General features: G+C 68.1%; 16 protein-coding genes. 9 read left to right on the top strand and 7 right to left on the bottom strand.

What is annotated here, in order from left to right; genetic code table 11:
- Window positions 1-779 precede the first annotated feature (779 nt).
- Entirely contained in the window at window positions 780-2,534 is a 1,755-nt protein-coding gene (locus VKZ50_05350; GenBank protein ID HLJ59139.1) for a gamma-glutamyltransferase, read from the bottom strand.
- 284 nt (window positions 2,535-2,818) lie between these two features.
- Window positions 2,819-3,664 (bottom strand): polysaccharide deacetylase, encoded by an 846-nt coding sequence (locus VKZ50_05355; protein ID HLJ59140.1) that lies wholly within the window; start codon window positions 3,662-3,664, stop codon window positions 2,819-2,821.
- Between the two features lie 369 nt (window positions 3,665-4,033).
- Here VKZ50_05355 and VKZ50_05360 point away from each other — a divergent pair, with 369 nt between their 5' ends.
- Window positions 4,034-4,420 (top strand): hypothetical protein, encoded by a 387-nt coding sequence (locus tag VKZ50_05360; protein ID HLJ59141.1) that lies wholly within the window; start codon window positions 4,034-4,036, stop codon window positions 4,418-4,420.
- A 100-nt stretch (window positions 4,421-4,520) separates the two neighbouring features.
- Here the strand turns inward: VKZ50_05360 and ligD are convergent, their stop codons facing one another.
- The 3 genes from ligD to VKZ50_05375 all read right to left on the bottom strand — a co-directional run bounded on the left by ligD (window position 4,521) and on the right by VKZ50_05375 (window position 8,158).
- Complete coding sequence (gene ligD / locus VKZ50_05365) at window positions 4,521-5,456, bottom strand: non-homologous end-joining DNA ligase (protein HLJ59142.1); 936 nt, start codon at window positions 5,454-5,456, stop codon at window positions 4,521-4,523.
- 381 nt (window positions 5,457-5,837) lie between these two features.
- The gene (locus VKZ50_05370; GenBank protein HLJ59143.1) at window positions 5,838-7,319 is read right to left on the bottom strand and encodes an HD-GYP domain-containing protein; all 1,482 of its coding nucleotides are present in this window, start codon (window positions 7,317-7,319) and stop codon (window positions 5,838-5,840) included.
- A 317-nt stretch (window positions 7,320-7,636) separates the two neighbouring features.
- Complete coding sequence (locus VKZ50_05375) at window positions 7,637-8,158, bottom strand: CAP domain-containing protein (GenBank protein ID HLJ59144.1); 522 nt, start codon at window positions 8,156-8,158, stop codon at window positions 7,637-7,639.
- 382 nt (window positions 8,159-8,540) lie between these two features.
- Here VKZ50_05375 and VKZ50_05380 point away from each other — a divergent pair, with 382 nt between their 5' ends.
- The 5 genes from VKZ50_05380 to VKZ50_05400 all read left to right on the top strand — a co-directional run bounded on the left by VKZ50_05380 (window position 8,541) and on the right by VKZ50_05400 (window position 12,826).
- Window positions 8,541-9,311, top strand: a complete 771-nt coding sequence (locus VKZ50_05380) for a creatininase family protein (GenBank protein ID HLJ59145.1) — start codon at window positions 8,541-8,543, stop codon at window positions 9,309-9,311.
- Between the two features lie 7 nt (window positions 9,312-9,318).
- Window positions 9,319-10,116 (top strand): polyprenyl diphosphate synthase, encoded by a 798-nt coding sequence (uppS, locus tag VKZ50_05385; GenBank protein ID HLJ59146.1) that lies wholly within the window; start codon window positions 9,319-9,321, stop codon window positions 10,114-10,116.
- A gap of 232 nt (window positions 10,117-10,348) precedes the next feature.
- The gene (locus VKZ50_05390; protein HLJ59147.1) at window positions 10,349-11,176 is read left to right on the top strand and encodes a polysaccharide deacetylase; all 828 of its coding nucleotides are present in this window, start codon (window positions 10,349-10,351) and stop codon (window positions 11,174-11,176) included.
- Between the two features lies 1 nt (window position 11,177).
- The gene (locus VKZ50_05395) at window positions 11,178-11,762 is read left to right on the top strand and encodes a Maf family nucleotide pyrophosphatase (protein ID HLJ59148.1); all 585 of its coding nucleotides are present in this window, start codon (window positions 11,178-11,180) and stop codon (window positions 11,760-11,762) included.
- A gap of 38 nt (window positions 11,763-11,800) precedes the next feature.
- A complete protein-coding gene (locus VKZ50_05400) occupies window positions 11,801-12,826 on the top strand; it encodes a D-2-hydroxyacid dehydrogenase (GenBank protein ID HLJ59149.1) in 1,026 nt (341 codons plus the stop codon).
- Between the two features lie 57 nt (window positions 12,827-12,883).
- On the opposite strand, the gene VKZ50_05405 is transcribed toward VKZ50_05400, so the two are convergent.
- Both VKZ50_05405 and VKZ50_05410 read right to left on the bottom strand, forming a co-directional pair.
- Window positions 12,884-13,426 carry a hypothetical protein gene (locus VKZ50_05405; protein HLJ59150.1) on the bottom strand — a complete coding sequence of 181 codons (543 nt, stop codon included), beginning with the start codon at window positions 13,424-13,426 and terminating at the stop codon, window positions 12,884-12,886.
- Between the two features lie 143 nt (window positions 13,427-13,569).
- Complete coding sequence (locus VKZ50_05410) at window positions 13,570-14,115, bottom strand: hypothetical protein (protein ID HLJ59151.1); 546 nt, start codon at window positions 14,113-14,115, stop codon at window positions 13,570-13,572.
- 275 nt (window positions 14,116-14,390) lie between these two features.
- Between VKZ50_05410 and VKZ50_05415 the strand changes: the two genes are divergently transcribed.
- From VKZ50_05415 to VKZ50_05425, 3 genes are all read left to right on the top strand, one after another.
- Window positions 14,391-14,678 carry an HU family DNA-binding protein gene (locus VKZ50_05415; GenBank protein HLJ59152.1) on the top strand — a complete coding sequence of 96 codons (288 nt, stop codon included), beginning with the start codon at window positions 14,391-14,393 and terminating at the stop codon, window positions 14,676-14,678.
- A gap of 243 nt (window positions 14,679-14,921) precedes the next feature.
- The gene (locus tag VKZ50_05420) at window positions 14,922-16,796 is read left to right on the top strand and encodes a 2-oxoacid:acceptor oxidoreductase subunit alpha (GenBank protein ID HLJ59153.1); all 1,875 of its coding nucleotides are present in this window, start codon (window positions 14,922-14,924) and stop codon (window positions 16,794-16,796) included.
- Window positions 16,789-17,664, top strand: coding sequence for a thiamine pyrophosphate-dependent enzyme (locus VKZ50_05425; GenBank protein HLJ59154.1), 876 nt, complete (start codon window positions 16,789-16,791; stop codon window positions 17,662-17,664). Before VKZ50_05420 ends, VKZ50_05425 begins: the two co-directional genes overlap by 8 nt.
- Window positions 17,665-17,718: the final 54 nt, after the last annotated feature.

Consider the following 17,718-nt stretch of genomic DNA (forward strand, 5'->3'; position numbering starts at 1 on the left):
GGACCCACTCGCCCGTTCGGGGGGCCGGGACAGCCGGAGCGCATGCCCGCGCATTACGTCACTCACCGATGCCCCCGTAGCGGGACGTGTGTCTCCGCAACCCCTGAGGATATCGTCAGCAACGGTTCTGCTTCGCTCGGAGCGCGCCGGCGTCGGGCCGACACGGAACAGCATGCGCGTCCGCGGTTCGCGCCCGGGCGCGTTGCGCGCCCGAACGGTGCGTCAATCGGGTCCGGTCTTGGGACGAACGGCCCCGCTCCAACAGCGCATACTACTGCGCGGAGAAGCGTGCCACCTCCAGGCCGAGACCCCGCCCCCCGATGCCGTACGCGGCGATTCTAACGATTGGCTGGCGCCCTTGTCAACGAACTCAGGCGCCAGATTTGCAACTACCCGTATCCTGGGTGCTTTAGCGGTGCAGGACAGGCCGTGAAACCGCGCGGTGCGGGCCGCGTCGCTCCGAAGTCGGCGCCGAGCACCCAGCCGGAGGGGCGTGTCTTCATGCCGATGACCGGCCGTCGGCACGGCGCACGTCCCCTGACGGAGACGGCGTGCACGAACAGCAGCTTTCCGCGGAGCCGGGCGGCACCGATCGGCAAGGTGCTCCTCGCTGATCGGACTATTTCGTCCGCCACTTGCTCGGCGTACAACCGCCGGCCGGATCGGCGGTGACGCCGGGCGGCGACGGGGATCGCCTCTGACCCGACGGTGCGGTTCGTTGATGGGTCGCGGTGGGGCGCCATGGCGGTCCCGCGCCCGGGCCGTCCCGGATTCCCGACTCACCAGCCGGCGGCGTAACTCTCGCGGCGGGGATCGGCCCCACCTTCAAGCACACCGCCGTCGCGGCGTCGAATCGCGCAGACTGCGGCTGCCACCGGCGTGAAGTCGGGCAGCACGTGAACGGTATGACCGCGCACGGCGAGGTGTTCTCGTACGCTCGGCGGAATTCGGCCCTCGACGCGCACCACGCCCGGCTCGTACCCATGGGGATGAAAGGACGAAGGGAAACTCGCCGAAATGACGCGAGGCGCCTCGATGGCGGCCTGCGCGTTCATCTCAAAGTCCAGGACGTTTGAGATCACTTGGACCATCGCCTGGACCTGCGCATCACCGCCGGGACAGCCGACGGGCATGACCGCCCGCCCCGACCGCATGAGCATGGCGGGATTGGGCGTCAGCCGCGGGCGCTTGCCGGGCGCGATCGCGGAGGGGTGCCCCGGCGTTGCCCACAGCTGCGCCCCGCGCGTCGAGATGATCATGCCCAGATCGTCAACGAGCGGAGCGCTCAAGCCGGGGTCGGACGGGGTCGCGCAGAAGGCATGGCCTTCCGCGTCCATCGCGCACACGAAGGACGTGTCGGGTTGCGGCGACCCGGCGACCGGCGCCGGAACGTACCCTGCGGGGCCCGAGCGGCCTTCGTACCGCCACGGATCTCCGGGCAGCGGAAGCCGCGGACACGCGGACGTCGAATCGATGAGGCGTCGCCGCTCGTCCGCGTACTCCGGATTGAGCAGCCCCGCGATCGGCACATCGACGTGGTTGGGATCCCCGAAGAAGCCCTCGCGGTCGGCGCAGGCGATCTTGATCGACTCGATGACGTAGTGCAGGTAGGGACCGCTTCCGCGACCGAGCTCGCGCATGTTTGCGCCTTGCAGCAAGTTCAAGACCATTGGCAGGAGCGGGCCTTGCGACCAGGGACCGCAGGCGTGTACCTCCACGTCGCGGTACGTCGACGAGACTGATGGCTCCACGGCGACGTGGTAGGCGGCCAAGTCTTCCGCGTCCAACTCGCTTCCCGTGCGCTCGGCGTGAGCGACGATCGCGCGGGCAATCGCGCCGCGGTAGACGTCGTCCCGGGCCGCCATGATGGCCGCCTCACGCCCGCTCGGTTTGGCACCGTGTTCGATCTCGATGAGTCGGGCGAACAGGGCCCCCAGGTCTCGCTGCACCAAGACGTCGCCGGTTTGCGGCGGCCGGCCGTTGGGCAGGAACACCCGCGCGCTCGCGGGCCACTCGCGCAATCGCGGGGCCAAGCTCGCGATCGTACGCGCGAGGCGGTCGAACACCGGAAATCCTTCGCACAGTTCACACGCCGGTCGCAGCACCTCGCCCAGCGTCAGGCGCCCGTATCGCGCCAGCGCGGTCAGCCACGCATCCGGCGCCGCCGGCGTGACGTAGCGCGGCGCGCCAATCGGCATGTCCGTTTCGTAGCGCTCGAGATACCGCCGAAGGGTGAGCCGTCGCGGCCAGCACCCGACGCCCGCCAAGGTCTCGGGCCGCGTCATCCCCGGCCGAAAGAACATGACTGGCGCGACGCCGCCAAAATCGGTCAGGTGGCGCTCGAGGACGTTGAGCGCAATGCCGGCGGCCACACCCGCGTCCGCGGCATTTCCGCCCAACGCGAACATGCGCAGGCCGGCCATGGTGGCGAGATAGTGGCTCGAACTGACCACGTGCTTCGTGGCCAGAAATGCCGGCCTGCCCTGCGTCACGCCAATGGCCGGGCCGACCGTGTCTGTCGCAATGTCGAGCATGGCGCACCTCGTCGAGGGACGATTGCTGTCCCCGTGATCGCAAGCGTTCACGCGGTCGCCCTTAGGCGCCGTCGCTTGCGGGGTCGATAGGTGGAGGCGAATGCGTCGGCCGGCATGCCCTTCGGTTGGCCCGCAGCACCCGCACGGTCGTGCGGTCGTCCCGTGAGGAGGGGGCGTGTATGGCGGGCGCGCCCATCCTCATCACCCTTGCGGTGCACGACGCGGGCGACCTGCTGCCGCCGCGCATCGAAGAGGCGTCCGCACATGGCCGCCGACCGCGACGATCAGTCGGTCGTCGAGGCAACTTTCCGTGCCACGGCGTCGAGGCGGGCGAACCGGGCGCCCAGTGCGGAGAGCGCCTGCACGAGACGATCGAGAAAGAGCATACGATGCCCGCGGCCGATTGCCTGCGGATGGAACGTGTACGTCAGCACCCCGCACGCTGTCGTCTGGATTAGGTAGCGAACGTCGTCGACCCAGTTGTCCAACACGTCAGAAGACCGGCGGAGCCCGGGCGTCACAAACGGGGGGCCGTTGACGAACTCAAAGTGCTGGTAGTCCGACAACGACCAACTGACCGGCATCTCGATCAGATCGGTCGTTTCACCGAACTCAAGCAGGGCGTCCACGGCGACCGTGTCGCCACGGCGCGCGCGGTAGGGCTGGTGATCGTGGGCCATCATGCTGCTGTCATAGAGGAAGCCATGTCGGATCAAGAGATCGATCGTGTGCGGGCTCAGATCCCACCCGGGCGATCGGTATCCCGAAGGGCTGGCTCCTGTGACGCGGCGGATCGCGTCGCTGCCCTTGACGAGCGCGGCCTCTTCTTGCTCCGCCGACACCGCCGTCGGCCGCTCGTGCAGATATCCGTGATTCGCAATCTCGTGGCCTTCCGCGTGAACTCGCGCACACATCTCGGGATACGTGTCCAGCGTGTGCCCCGGGATGAACCACGTGCTTGCGATTTCGTACCGCTTCAACAACTGAAGGATCCGCTGAGCGCCGACAACACCGAACTCCCCGCGCGAGATCGGCGTAGGAGTGACCATGCCGCGCGAGATCCACGTCGAGATCGCGTCGAAATCGAACGTGAGACAGACGACGTGGCCGGTTCTCGCTGACGTCGCCACTCGCCCCCCAGTGTGCCAGATGGTCTCCGAGCGTGAACACGCGATCGGGCGATGACTCCTCCGAGGCACTCGGGGCGGAGACGTCGCCCCCATCGGCGCGCCGTCGCACGCGTCGGCCGCAGTGCCGTTCGCGTGGCGCCCATACTTCTCGTGCAGCGGGGCAAGACCCTGCACGAGGAAAGTGCGACCCGTGCGCGGGCCCCGCCGATCCCCCGGCGCCTCCAGGACTCTTGCAAGATTCACAAGTTCTTCATCGATCTTCGAAGAGTTCTTCAACGGGTCGAGGTATCGTCAGGGTGACGGCATCGAGCGAGACTGGAATCTCAACGGTCGAGCCCGTGAGCCAGAAAAATGCCGGAGGTGAAGAGGATGCTACCTTTCAAGGGACGGATCGCACGACTGGTGGTGCTGGGCACAACGTTTGTCGCACTGAGCGGGCTTCCCGCGTATGCGGCGCCGGCGTGGAGCAACGGAAATCATCAGGGGTGGGGCAATCGCGATCAGGCCCAGAATAGCTGCAACGGCAACTTCCGTCGCCAGGGACGCCCGCAGGACCAATCGTGCGGCTGGAACGGGAATCAGAACGGCAACCAGTGGAACGGCGGGGGGTCCTGGAATGAGGGCGCGTATCCTCCGGGGCAGGTCAATGGCATGTCCTGGCAGGCCGCAGGATACTCCCCCGCGCAGGCGTGGGCAGTGTACAGCGGTCCGGGCGGAGGATCGCAAAACGGGTACACCGCCCAGCCGAACCCATAGCCGAGTCGCGGTGGGGACGGGGACCGGGGTGGATGACGCGCACTGAGGCGGGCTTCCGGCGGTGCCACGCTAACTCGAGGGTGCCCCGGGAAGCCCGCCGTTAGGCTCGGCGCACGGCACGAGGGGTTTTGTCCGGACGCAGCGCCTTCAGCGCGGCGTGGCGGAGCCCGTCCTCCAACCGCTCTCGGTATTCGACTTCGACGACGAGCGTGGGCTTCACCCACTGTGGCCGTAAGTCGGTGCGCATCTCGCCCCAATGATCCCTCAGCGTGGGAACCGAGCGAAATGGCGAGACTGCGGTGACCATCGTCTTCAGTTGTTCGAGGATCGCCTTGCGCGCCCCGACCGAGAGCCCGCCGCCGACGAGGCCCGCGTAGGCGAGCTTCTCCTTGCGGTCATACTGTCCGAGAATCAGTGCGCTGAGACGGTTCGGCGCCGATGACAGATACCCGCCGACGACAAACTCTTCCCGTCGGTGGAACGCCATCTTGCGCCAATCCTTCGACCGCTTGCCGGGGCGATACGTGCTCGCGAGCCGCTTGGCCACGACGCCTTCCAGCCCTTGCCGCTGGCACTCCTCATAGACGAAGGTGCCCAGTGCACCCGGAAACGGGTCGGTCACGCGCACGAAGTCGCTAGTGAGCACGGGCTTCAACGCGGCCAAGACATCTTGCCGTTCTTTCAGGGGACGGTCGCGAAGTGTGTGTCCGTCCACGTAGAGGCAGTCGAACACAACATAGGATACGTGGCCGGTGCGCGGCCGGCTTCCTGGGCGCAGCCATTGTTGCAGCGCGCCAAAGTCAGGGAGCCCGTCCGCGCCTACCGCCACGACCTCTCCGTCCAGTACGACCGGAACGGTGATCGATTTCAGCGAATCAGCGACCGGGGCGAACAGGCCTGTGTAGTTCTCGAGGTTCCGAGACCACAGACGAACCCGATCTTGTTGGACGTGCGCGAGAATCCGGATGCCGTCCCATTTCGGTTCGTAGGTCCATTCGGGGCTGTCGAACGCTGCCTTCCCAGCTTCGGCCAGCATGGGCGGAAAGGGCTTGGGGAATCGCGTCGACCCGGGCTTGTCAAGCCCGAGCCGTGCAAGTGCCCGTCGCGTTGTTGCCGTCCACCTCACGCGGGGGAAAGACACGCGGGGGATTAGAACAGGGGCGTGCGTAAATCCTTCCCGGTCGGTTCGAGCCCTGCAATGTCCATCCGTCAAGAAGACTCCGCAGTCGCTTCTGACCGCGGATGCAGCAGCGCATCAAGAGGTCAACGATGTCGGTCGGGGGACGCTGATCGGGTCTGCCACGGACGCAGACGGTAACGTCCTCGGGCTGATTCAGTCGTCGTAGTTGCAGCACCCTGCGCGCGTCCTTCCCGGAGCGACAGGGCATCCAACGCGCGGGTTGACGTCTTCGGTGGTTCAGTCGCGGATAATTGCCAGCGCGGACCGCCCGAACGGGGACGGCGAAGGCGACGCGAGGCGCGCCGGAGCCGCCGCCGTGCCCGGGTCCGCGGCGTGCCGCAGATGGTTCGCGAGTGCGGTCACGGTCGACCCGTCATATTCGCTTCCCGCGCGCTCCTGCAGCTCGGCCACCGCGGTGGCTGTCGACGACGCGCTGCGGTACGGCCTCGCCGACGTCATCGCGTCGTACGTGTCCGCCACCGCAACAATGCGGGCTTCCAGGGGGATCGCCTCGCCCTTCAAGCCGTCAGGATACCCCGAGCCGTCGAGCCGTTCGTGGTGCCAACGGATGCCGGGACGCGCGAAGGCGAGCGGCGGAATGCGGCGGATCAAGTCGTCCCCAACGGTGGTGTGGGACGCGACGAGCGCGAACTCGCCCGGCGTCAGCTTCCCGGGTTTGTTGAGGATGACGTCGGGCACGACGATCTTGCCCACGTCGTGCAGGAGCGCCGTTTGATGGAGCGCGCGCAGCCGCTCGGGGGACAACCCCAGTTCCTCACCGATGCGCGTCGAGAGCCGGGCCACGCGGGCAGAGTGCCCGTGCGTGTCCGCGTGCCGCGCCTCGACGATGTCCACGAAGGCCTGTAACACCTCCGCGTAACTGTGTTCGAGCTTGCCGACGGTGTCCCCGACGAGCAGGGTGGCGAACACTTCCGAGACGCTGTTGCGTCGCGCCGCCTCCCGCAGCACGGCGAGGAGGATCACGCCGAGCCCCGCAAGGAGGAGCACATGATATTCCCACCAGCGTACGTGCCACGTCGCGGATGTGGCGAACGCGACGGCCGACACCTGCAGGATGAGCAAGCCCGTGACCATGGCATGAGGAAACGGGAGCCCCGTCAGCCGGAAGTCGCGGTAGTACGGGACGGTTGCGGCGGCCAGTGCAGCGAACGCCAGCAGGCTTCCGCCCGCGACGATGAGCATGTTGACGCTCTCATATCCTTCCTCGGACGACGGGGCACCGCCGAGCGCGAGAAACGCAGGATAGCGGACGGCCGCTAGCGCGGCTAGGAGCGCGACCGCCATCACCACGAGGAACAGGTACGGTCCGACGCGGGTGATGGTCTGCTGCGTGGGAGGGGAGTACCGATAGCTGCTGGCCGCCAGCAACACGCTGCACAGCAGAAAGCCGAGGATCAGGGTCCATTCCGTCCCGGTCGTGGCGATCGGGAGCAGGGTCTCTGGGGTCAGCAGCGCGTGCACCACGAGGAAGACGCCCATCGCGTGGAACGCAAGGGCGAGGATGATGATTCGGGCGTTCTCCGTTTTGGCGGCGACGCGGGCGAGGAGCGTCGCGAGGACGATCCCGACGACCCCGGCCGCGCTCACGAGAACCAGGTGCGCCCAGGAGAGCTCCCATTGGACGTCCAAGGCCGGATGCTGCGCAAGGATGCCGAGCGCGACGCTCGGGATCGACACGTAGAGAAACCACCGAACCATCTGCGTGCTCGGGAGCGGCACGGTCCGCCTACGATCGTGGCCACGCTGGGACTGCCGATGCATTTCCGGTGCTCCGCGAAGCGAAAGTCGTTCCCTTGAGAGGTGCCCATCCCGCGTGCCGCTTAGACCACCCCGGGGCGCTCGCATCGGGGGCCGAGGATCCGGAGCCGTCGAAGCAGGTGCCGTCGGTGTGCCCGCGTCGCGGCGCGTCTCAAGTCGGCCGAGGGGTACCGCCGCGACTGCAGACAGGGTGGAGGAGCCCGATGCACGAGCACGCTCGAGGCGAGGCGCCGGACGGCCGCGCGTTGAGGCGATGGCTACTGCGCGAAGTCTTCCGTGATCACGAGCTCTTCGTTCCCGGCGGTCGTGATCCCGATCCCCACGTATCGGAACGCGGGATACAGCATCACGGTGCGATGCACGGGACTCGCGAGGAACGCCCGGTTCGCCTCTTCGACGGTGGGTACCAATCCCACGTTCTCCCCGACCATCGTGCCAGGCCGCATCTCCGCGGACAGCCGCTGGAGCAGGGTTGCTCCCGATGAGGAGACGTGCCCCAGGAAGCCATGAAGGGCCATGTCCTGCGAGAGCGCTCTGGCCGTCGATCGGAGATGCGGGTCCATGGCCAAGGGGCTTTCGTGAACGCGCGCACGCGCGCGGTTCAGGAGCCCGAACAGTTCCACCTCCGCACGAGGGACGAGCCTGGGGTTCGAGGTCGCCAGCCCGGCGGGGACCGTGATCACGCCCCCCGCCGCCGGCGCCGACAGCACCATCCCGGTGACCAACGCCGAGAGCACGGCGGCGCCGCCGACCACCGCAACTACCCGCTGCCAGCTCATCGCATTGGCGCCTTTCACCATCCTACACGTGCGGAGGATCGCGCGGTATCTCGCCGGCTTACCTCCCTATCCCGATCACGAACTCGGGGAGCGCGATCCTCTAGCGCCACCAGCCCCCCTCGACGTTAGACGCGGCTTCCCGGAAACCTTCTCCCGGCGCGTCCTCACATCCTCGCGGTGCATCATGCGCTCAACGCGACCGGGCGGGTTCGGCTTGGGACAGGGCGCGTGTGCGCGGAACGCATCGACCGTGTGACGCACGGCTTAGTCCACTCGTGCCATCTATCGGCACCGGGACGAGGAGCTCTCACGGTCCCACGCCGAACAGCATGAGGCGGGCAGCGTCCGAAGGACCGCACCCAGGGACGGGAGGAGGCGTCGCGTGAAAGACACGGTATTGCTGGAGGAGATGTCGTGGCCCGAGGTGCAGGCGGCGCTCGAGCGCGGCGTGCGGACGATTGTGATCGTGGCCGCGTCGATCGAGCAGCACGGTCCGCACCTACCCACCATGACCGACACCGCGATCGGGCGCGCGGTCGGCGAATTGGTGGCGCGGAAGCTCGGCAAGGCCCTGCTGGCCCCGGTGATCCGGCCGGGGTGCTCCGACCACCACCTTGCGTTTCCCGGAAGCATCTCGATCCCTCACGAGGTCATGATCGCGACGGTCACGGCGTACGTCCGGTCCCTCGCGCCCCACGGATTCGATACCTTTGTGCTGCTGTCGTCCCACGGAGGGAACTTCGACGTCCTGGAGACCGCGGCGCGGCGATTGCGTGACGAGTACGCGTCGGGCGGCGTGCGGATCGTCGGTGCGTTCGGACGCGAAGCGTTGTTGGAAATGTCGCGCGTGATGGTCGCGGCCGCGGCTGCCCACGGCGCCGCGCAGGACGTCGACGCGATCCACGCCGACGCGACCGAGACGTCGGTGATGATGGTGCGGCACCCGGACCTGGTGGCCGCCGATCGGCTCGAGCGGGGCCTCCTCGGCCGCATCAATCCCGATGAAGTATTTCGGCGAGGGCTGCGGGCGATGACGCCGAACGGCATCTTCGGCGACGCGACGCTGGCCGCGCCGGAGATCGGGATCACCGTGCTTGAGCGACTGTCCGACCATCTGGTCGAGGTGGTGCGCCGCCAACTCGCCGCCGGGTGAGCGCGGCGTGTCCGAGGGACTGCGACCCGTCGTGCTGACCGGTGTGCTCTACCGGATCTACGAGACGCGACTCCTGCGGACGCTGCTGGGCGGTCCGCTGCCCAGGCACCTCGGGTTGATCCTTGACGGAAACCGACGCTACGCTCAGCACACGGGTTTGACCGCCCGAGACGGCTACCTCCGTGGCGCCGGTAAGGTCGACGAGATCCTTGAGTGGTGCGAGGCGCTCAGGATCCCCCAGGTCACGATCTGGGTCTTGTCCATGGAGAACCTCGATCGGTCGCCGGAAGAGCTCGGCTCGTTGCTGGACGTTCTGGTGCGGAAGATCCGCGATCTTGCCCGTCATCCGGCGACGGCGCGCACCCGGCGGCGCATCCGGGCCGTCGGCCGGCTCGACGCGCTGCCGCGTCCGCTCCGGGAGGCGGTCGCCGACGCGGAGCGCGAAACGGCCGCGTACGACGGCTGTCTCTTGAACATCGCGGTCGGGTACAGCGGGCGTCAGGAGATTGCCGACGCCGTTGCCGCGCTGGTGCGCGCGCGGTTCCGTCCCGGGATGACGGCGGACGAACTCGCGGCGTGCGTCACCCCCGAGGAGATCGGCAGGCACGTGTACGCGGGCGGCGACGAAGATCCCGATCTGATCATCCGGACGAGCGGCGAGATCCGGCTGAGCGGGTTCCTCCTCTGGCAAAGCGTGTACAGCGAGTACTACTTCTGCGACGTGTATTGGCCAGCGTTCCGGCGCGTCGACTTCCTGCGGGCGCTCCGCAGCTACCAGCAGCGTCAGCGGCGGTTCGGCCGGTAGCGCCCCGCCAACCATCGCGCACGCCATCACGCGGGCTGCGGCGGCGCTGGCGGATCACGTCATCGGCGCGTCGCTGTCCCACGTGATGCCGGCGAGGGTGTTCGTGCCGATCGTCGCGAACGCGCCGATGCGCGGGGGAGTGGGCCGCCATGCCGCCGAAGCCATGAGACGTTGGCGGACTGGCATGCCGGAACGCGGCACGCCGATGATGAGACGATGAAGGGATGGTGCGGTGGAACCCACGGTGCGCTACGAGTGGCCCGGCGGGCGTCGGTGCGCGGTGGCCCTGACGTTCGACACCGACGCGGAGGCCGGGCACGTGTTCCAGGACCCCCAGCGAGCCGCACGCCAACTCGCGGACATGGAGGAGCGCCGGTTCGGTGTCCGGACGGGCGTGCCGAGGATTCTCCGGTTGCTCGACCGTTACGGACTGCGGGGCACGTTCTACGTGCCGGGGTGGACGATCGAGCACCACACCGCCGCCATCCGCACGATCCGTGACGCCGGGCACGAGATGGGGGCCCACGGGAACGTGCACGAGCGACTCGACACGCTGTCGCCGGATCGAGAGCGCGAGGTCCTCGAGGCGCAGCTTGCGATCTGGCAATCATGCTTGGGCGTGCGTCCGACCGGGTACCGGGCGCCGGCGTGGGAGCTGAACGTCGGAACGCCGGCGCTCCTCAAGCGCTACGGGTTTGTCTACGACAGCTCGCTGATGGGCGATGATATCCCGTACGACCTGGAGACCCCGGACGGACCGCTCGTGGAGGTGCCGGTGCAATGGCTGCTCGACGATGCGCCGCTCTACCGCTACGCGCCGCGTACGAGCAACGGCATCGCGGACCCGGACCGGGTGATCCGCATGTGGGCCCAGGAGTTCGACGGGATGTACCACGAGAACGGCTGTTTTGTGCTGACGATGCACCCGTGGACATCGGGACGGGCGGGGCGATTGCTGGGCTTGGAGCAGCTCATCCATCACATGCGGACGCGGCCCGGTGTCTGGTTCGCTACGGTCGGCGAGATCGCGAGCTGGGCGGTGTCCAGGCGCGGCGGGTGAGATGCGCATCATCGACACCATCGTGCTCGCGTCGGCGTCTCCGCGCCGCGCGGCGCTCCTGGCGTCCGCCGGCGTGCGCGTGACGGTCCTGCCCAGCGGGATCGGCGAGTCGCGCCGGCCGGGAGAGCCCCCCGAACGATACGTCAGACGGCTGGCCGGGGCCAAGGCGCGCGACGCCGCGTCGAAGGCGCACGCCCGGTTCTTCATCGGCGCCGACACGATCGTCCTCGCCGGCGGGGCGGTGCTCGAGAAGCCGGCGGACGTGGAGGAGGCGGCGCGGATGCTGCGCCGGCTCTCCGGACAGGTCCACGACGTGCTCACGGGGTACGAAGTCTACGACCGGACCGAAGACCGCGCGGTCGGTGGCGCCGTCTCCACGCGCGTCCGGTTTAAGGCGCTCAGCGACGAAGAGATCGAGGCGTACGTGGCCACCGGCGAACCGCTGGACAAGGCTGGCGCCTACGGGGTGCAGGAAGGCGCGGCGTACATGGTGGAGCAGATTGACGGGTCGTACACCAACGTGGTGGGGCTGCCGCTGACCGAGGTGGTCGAGGCGTTGGTGCGGCTCGGCGCGGTGGCGTGGTGACGCGCGCCTCCGACCGATACCCTTGGGTGAGGTGATCGATGGACAAGGTGTGCGTGCTGATCGCATCCTACCTAGAGCCCGAGCACGTCGACCGCATCGCGGCGACGCCCGGGATCGAGGTAATCTACGAGCCGGCGTTGCTGCCGAAACCCCGCTATCAGGCCGACCATCATGGTGCTCCGCTCCGCCGGACGCCCGAGGACGAGCGGCGGTGGCGCGGGTACCTCGCGCAGGCCGAGGTGCTCTTCGACTTCGACTTCACGAACCTCGAGTCGTTGCTCGAACTTGCGCCGAACGTGCGGTGGGTCCAGGCTACGAGCGCGGGCATCGGGCAGCTCATGGTGCGAACCGGGTTCGTGCGCAGTTCGGTGGTGTTCACAACCGCGAGCGGCATCCACGCGACGCCGCTCGCCGAGTTCTGCCTGTGGGCGATGCTGGGGTTTGCGAAAGACGCCCCCCGATTGGCCCGCGAGCAGGCCGCGCACCATTGGGAGCGGTACTGTGGCCGGGAGTTGCGCGGCACGACCGTGGGGATCATCGGGCTCGGTCAAGTCGGGCGGGAGGTCGCGCGGCTGAGCCGTGCCGTTGGGATGCGCGTGATCGCGACGAGGAGGACGGCTCCGTCCGGCCGCGACGCGGACGCCGACGAGTGGGTGCCGGCCTCCGAACTGACGAGGCTGCTGAGGGTGTCTGACACGGTGGTGGTGTGCACCCCGCAGACTCCCGAAACCGAGGGGCTGCTCGGCGAGCGTGAGCTCCGGAGCATGAAACCGGGGGCATTGTTCATCAACATCGGTCGGGGCGTGGTGGTCGACGAACCGGCCCTGATCGCGGCGCTGCGCGACGGGCACCTTGTGGGCGCGGCGCTCGACGTCTTCGCCCAGGAGCCGCTGCCGGCGACGAGCCCGCTGTGGGACATGCCCAACGTGATCGTGAGCCCCCATTCGGCGAGCACCGCGGACAGCGAGAATGCGAAGTTGACCGATCTCTTTTGCGAGAACCTCAGGCGGTACGTGCAGCGCGAGCCCCTGCTGAACGTGTTCGACCGGGAACGGCTCTATTAGGACTCGCGAACGGTGCGGTGCAGCATTGGGGAGGGCGCGGGCCGCTCGCCGTCGGGCCTAGGGCACGTCGATCTGCACCGCCTGCGGGATCGTCGTCGTGGCGACCGCGCCGGCCGGGGCTTCGACCTGGCCGCCGTGCGCCAGCGCCCCGCCGAGGAACCCAATCGGCCACAACAGGACGATCCCTGCGAAGCCGGATCCAGCGGCCCGGCTGGCGCCTTGGATCCGCGGGACGGTGTCGGGCGTGACATCCACGGATGCGAGCTGAACCGGCCGGCCGTCGACTGCGGTGACTTGAATGCTGTCGATGCGCACGCGGGCGCCCTTGCCGAACAGGCCAGGCTGCGCGACCTCCGTGGCGATCCCCTGGGCCGCGGCGCCGGCGCGGAGGATGACGGATCGGTCCACCAGCACGTCGGACGCCACCTCGAACTTCACAATCGCGCCCTGCTTCGTCGTCGAAGAGTCTACCGGGGTGTCAAACTTGAGCAGTACCTCCGTGCCGGCCGGCGCTTCAACCGGCGTGCTTCCTAGGGCGGCGGGTAGCACGGCCAGCGAAGCGGCGAGCGCTACCGCGGCGAACCCAACGAGTCGGTGCATACCGATCGCCCCCTTCTGTCCCCGGCGCGGCGTCCGGTCGGGCCAAGGGTTCGGGAGAGCGCCGGGCCGCTCCTTCAAGGTTCCGGCGGCAGCCCGCGGGCGCGTCGCGCTCCCGGGCGTCGCGCCCGCGCCTTCTGACGCGCCTACGGGACCTGAATCCGGAGCGTCTCCGGGACCTCTGTCGTGCCGACCGCGCCGGCCGGCACCTTCACGTCGCCACCGTGTATCAACACGCCTGCCGCCAATCCGATCGGTCCAAGCAGGATCGCACCCGCGAGGCTGGACCCGGCCGCGCCGCCGACGTCCTGGACCTGACGCACGGTCTCCGGGGTGACGTCCAACGGAGAGAGTCGCACGGGGCGGCCGTCCACCGCGGTTGCCTGGATATAGGAGATGTGGACGCGGGCGTTCTTGCCGAAGATGCCGGGTTTGGAGACATCGGTCACGACACCCTGCGCGGGCGCTCCCAGGCGGAAAATCACGTACCGGTCCACCAGCACGTCCGACGCGACCTCGAACTTCACTGCGGCCCCTTCCGTGATCGTGGACGAGTCCACCGGCGTGGTGAACTTGAGCAGGACCTTCGTACCCATCGGCACCGTGATGGCGGTGCCCGCGAGCGCCGGGGCCAGACCGGTTAGGGAAGCGGCGAGCGCGAGTGCGGCGGCGAGCGCGGTGATGCGGCGCATGCAAAGGTTCCCCCTTGAGTCCGTTGATGGGACGCGTGCCTCCGTGGGCGCAGGTGGGATTCTGGAGCCGGCGGAGGTTCCCCTCCGTCGCGCGTTCGGATGTGCGTCGGAGGGGTGAGCCGCCTCGGACGTCGAGACCGGACCGTTCGCCCGCTCCCCCGCAAAACCCGGCAAAATAAGGCAGATCGACCCGCACGGCGGAAGGAAACGGCGAGCGGTCCCCGAACACCCTACACCCGAGATTGGTCCGACAACGACGAGAGCGGGAGGGACGTATGACGAAAGCACAGTTCGCGGCGCGGCTCGCCGAGAAGCTGTCTTCGAGAGACAAGACGGTCAGCAAGGCGGAAGCCGGGCGCATTGTGGACGAGATCACGGGTCTCGTGACGACGGTCCTCAAGAAGGGCGACAAGGTCCGGTTCCCAGGGTTTGGGAGCTTCCGCGTGTCCAAGCGGAAGGCGCGGATCGCCCGAAACCCGCAGACCGGCGAACCCGTGCGTGTGCCCGCGCGGACCGTGCCCCGCTTCACGGCGGCGAAAGAGTTGAAGGCGGCCATCAAGTAGCCGACTCGACGTGATCGGGCCGCAGGGCGGACGCCCTGCGGCCCGTTGCTGTGCGTCCCCCGACCGGCGCCGTTCCGCCGGGTGGAGACGGGACGTCCCTGTACCGCTCCGCCGGCGATAGACGATTCGACCGTCTCCGTGTTAACATTATATGTTGTAGTCTGGACAGTAGGCTCGGGCCGCGACGCTCGGGCGTAACCCGCCGTGGTGCGCCCCGCGCGTCCCCAGGAGGCAAGGTTCGGAATGACTGTCAACCAAATGAAGCTGCTGGTCGGCGGCGTGCAGCTTCGCGATGGCGTGTCCACGGTCGCCGACCTCATCGGTCGAATCCTCACCCGTGCTGGACTGTGCGTGCTCGGCGTTGAACGGGGTTTCGCCTCGACGATCTACGGCGCGCATCAGTACGATCCGTTGATGATCTCGGCGACGCCCCCGGTCTCGTGGGGCGACCAAGCCGTCGACGTGCTCGTCGGCCTCGACTACGACAGCAATCCGGACGTGGCTCAACAACCCAACCGCGATACGATTTCACAGCATGGCCGGCAACTGGTCGGCGGCGGGGTGCTGCTCTACGACAGTTCGGGCGCTCCGGTGCCGACGGACGCCCTCCAAGCGCGCGGGGTGCACGTTTTTGCGATCCCGGCCCGCGACATCGCGGTGCGCGACCTTAGGAAGGAAGTCGTCAAGAATATCATCATGACCGGCGCGCTGTTCCGTCTGCTTGAGTTCGATGAAGACGAGCGATGGTTGCGGCAGCTGCTCGAGCAGCGGTTCGGGCGCAAAGGTCCGGCGGTCGTGAACCTGAACCTCGAAGCGGCGCGCCGCGGACGGGCGCTCGTCGAGGAGATCTTGAAGGAGCGCGGACATGACTCCGTCGGCTACCGTCTGGAGCCGGTTCCCGGCGCGCGCCCGGCGGTCTACATCAGCGGCAACGAGGCGCTGTCGATCGCGGCGATCCAAGCGGGCATCCGGTTCTACGCGGGGTATCCGATTACACCGGCGTCGGGCATCCTGGAGTACATGGGTGCACACCTGCCGGACTACGGCGGCCGGGTGCTGCAGGGTGCCAACGAGCGCGAGTCGATCCGGGCGGCGCTCGGCGCCAGCGCGACCGGGGTGCTGAGCATGATCGGAACGAGCGGTCCCGGCCTCTCGCTGAAGGTCGAGGAGATCGGCGCGTCCGGGACGACGGAGACCCCGCTCGTAATCGTCGACGCCATGCGCGCCGGGCCGTCGACCGGGATGCCGACGAAGAGCGAGCAGGGCGACCTGGCGCTTGTCACGGGCGGCGGCCACGGGGAGATTCCGCGGATCGTGCTCGCGCCGTCGACCATCGACGAGTGCTACACGCTCATGCACGAAGCGGTGCGGCTCTCCGACCGATACCAGTGTCCGGTGTTTTTCCTGACCGATCTCAACCTCAGCGAAGGCCTCATGACGGTGCCGGAGTCGGTGTTCCGGCAGACGTCCGGCCCGGTCGAGCGCCACGTGGCCGCGGAGGCCGACGTCCGCAGGGAGCGCTACCTACGCTACCGGCTCACGGAGACCGGAATTTCGCCGCGCCTGGTTCCGGGGCAGCGTGGAGGCATCTCCAAGATCAGCAGCACCGAGCACGACGAGTTCGGATTTGTGACGACCGATCCGGCGATGCGCGTGGCCCAGATGGACAAACGGATGCGCAAGCTGCAGACGTATCTGCGGGAGGACGTGAAGCCGCCGCAGGTGTACGGTGAGCTCGGGCGCGGGCCGACCCTCGTCGGCTGGGGCGGCACCAAGCTCGTGCTGCTGGATGCGCGCAATCGGCTCCGGGCGGAGGGGGTCGATGCCGCGGTCGTCCATTTCACGCACCTCTGGCCGTTCCCGACGTACCTCGCCAAACCCCTGCTCGATACTGGTCACCCGGTCGTGGTCTGCGAGCACAACTACACGGGGCAGTTTGCCGACGTGATTCAGGCGCACTGCCTGGTGCCGGTCCGGCGCGTGCTCAAGTACAACGGCCGTGCGCTCTATCCCTCGGAGATCGTCCGTGCCGTGCGGGAGGTCACCCACAACGGTGCGGTTGCGGTCCGGCTCGGCGGCAAGGAGCCGGTGATGGTCGAGGTGAGCATCGATGCCTGACGCGACCAAACCCCAACCAGCGAAGTCCATCTGGGAGCAAAACGCCGCCCCGCGACACCGCATCCAATGGTGCCCCGGCTGCGGTGACTACGCAGTGCTGAACGCGGTGAAGGCCGCGGTCACGGCGCTGGAGCTGACGCCGCCTGAGCTGTTGCTGGTCGGCGGCATCGGTTGCTCAGGGCAGATCCGCAACTATCTGAACGGCAACTCGTTCTACGGCACCCACGGCGGCGCGCTCGCGTATGCGCTCGGGGCGAAGATGGCGAATCCGGAGCTGACGGTCGTGGTGATGGCCGGTGACGGGGACACGTTGGCGATCGGGATCGAGAACTTCGTGCACGTCTGCCGTCGCGATCCCGATATCACCCTCGTGATCATGAACAACGGCGTGTACGGTCTGACGAAAGGGCAGGACTCCCCGTCGGCGGGGCTCGGCCAGGCCGACTGGAAGCCGTCGGAGGAGCACCCGCCGTTCATCGACCCCGTGGAAGTGGCGCTGACCTCCGGAGCGACGTTCATCGCGCAGTCCTTTTCTGGCGATCCCAAGCACGCGGCGCAGATGATGGTGGAGGGCGTGCGGCACCGCGGCTTTGCGGTGGTGAACGACTTCTCTCCGTGCGTCACGTACAACAAGTTCAACACGTACGACTGGTTCCGCGCGCACGTCGAACCGGTGCCGGCGAACCACGATCCGTCCAGCAAAGATGCGGCGTGGGACGTGATCCGGGACTTCCAGCGGCGCGGGAAGCTGCCGGTGGGAATCGTGTACCGCCAGCCGCGCGTGAAGGGGGAGGCAAAGCGCCTCCCGATGTGGCCGCAGGAACTCGCGCAGGCCGAGATCGAGCCGCTGCTCAAGCGGTTGCGCTGATCGCCAGGGCGCGACGCGCCCGAGAGGCGTGCCGACGGCCGTGCCCTGACGGGT

It is taken from the genome of bacterium, assembly GCA_035295165.1.
Taxonomy (GTDB): Bacteria; Sysuimicrobiota; Sysuimicrobiia; order Sysuimicrobiales; family Segetimicrobiaceae; genus JAJPIA01.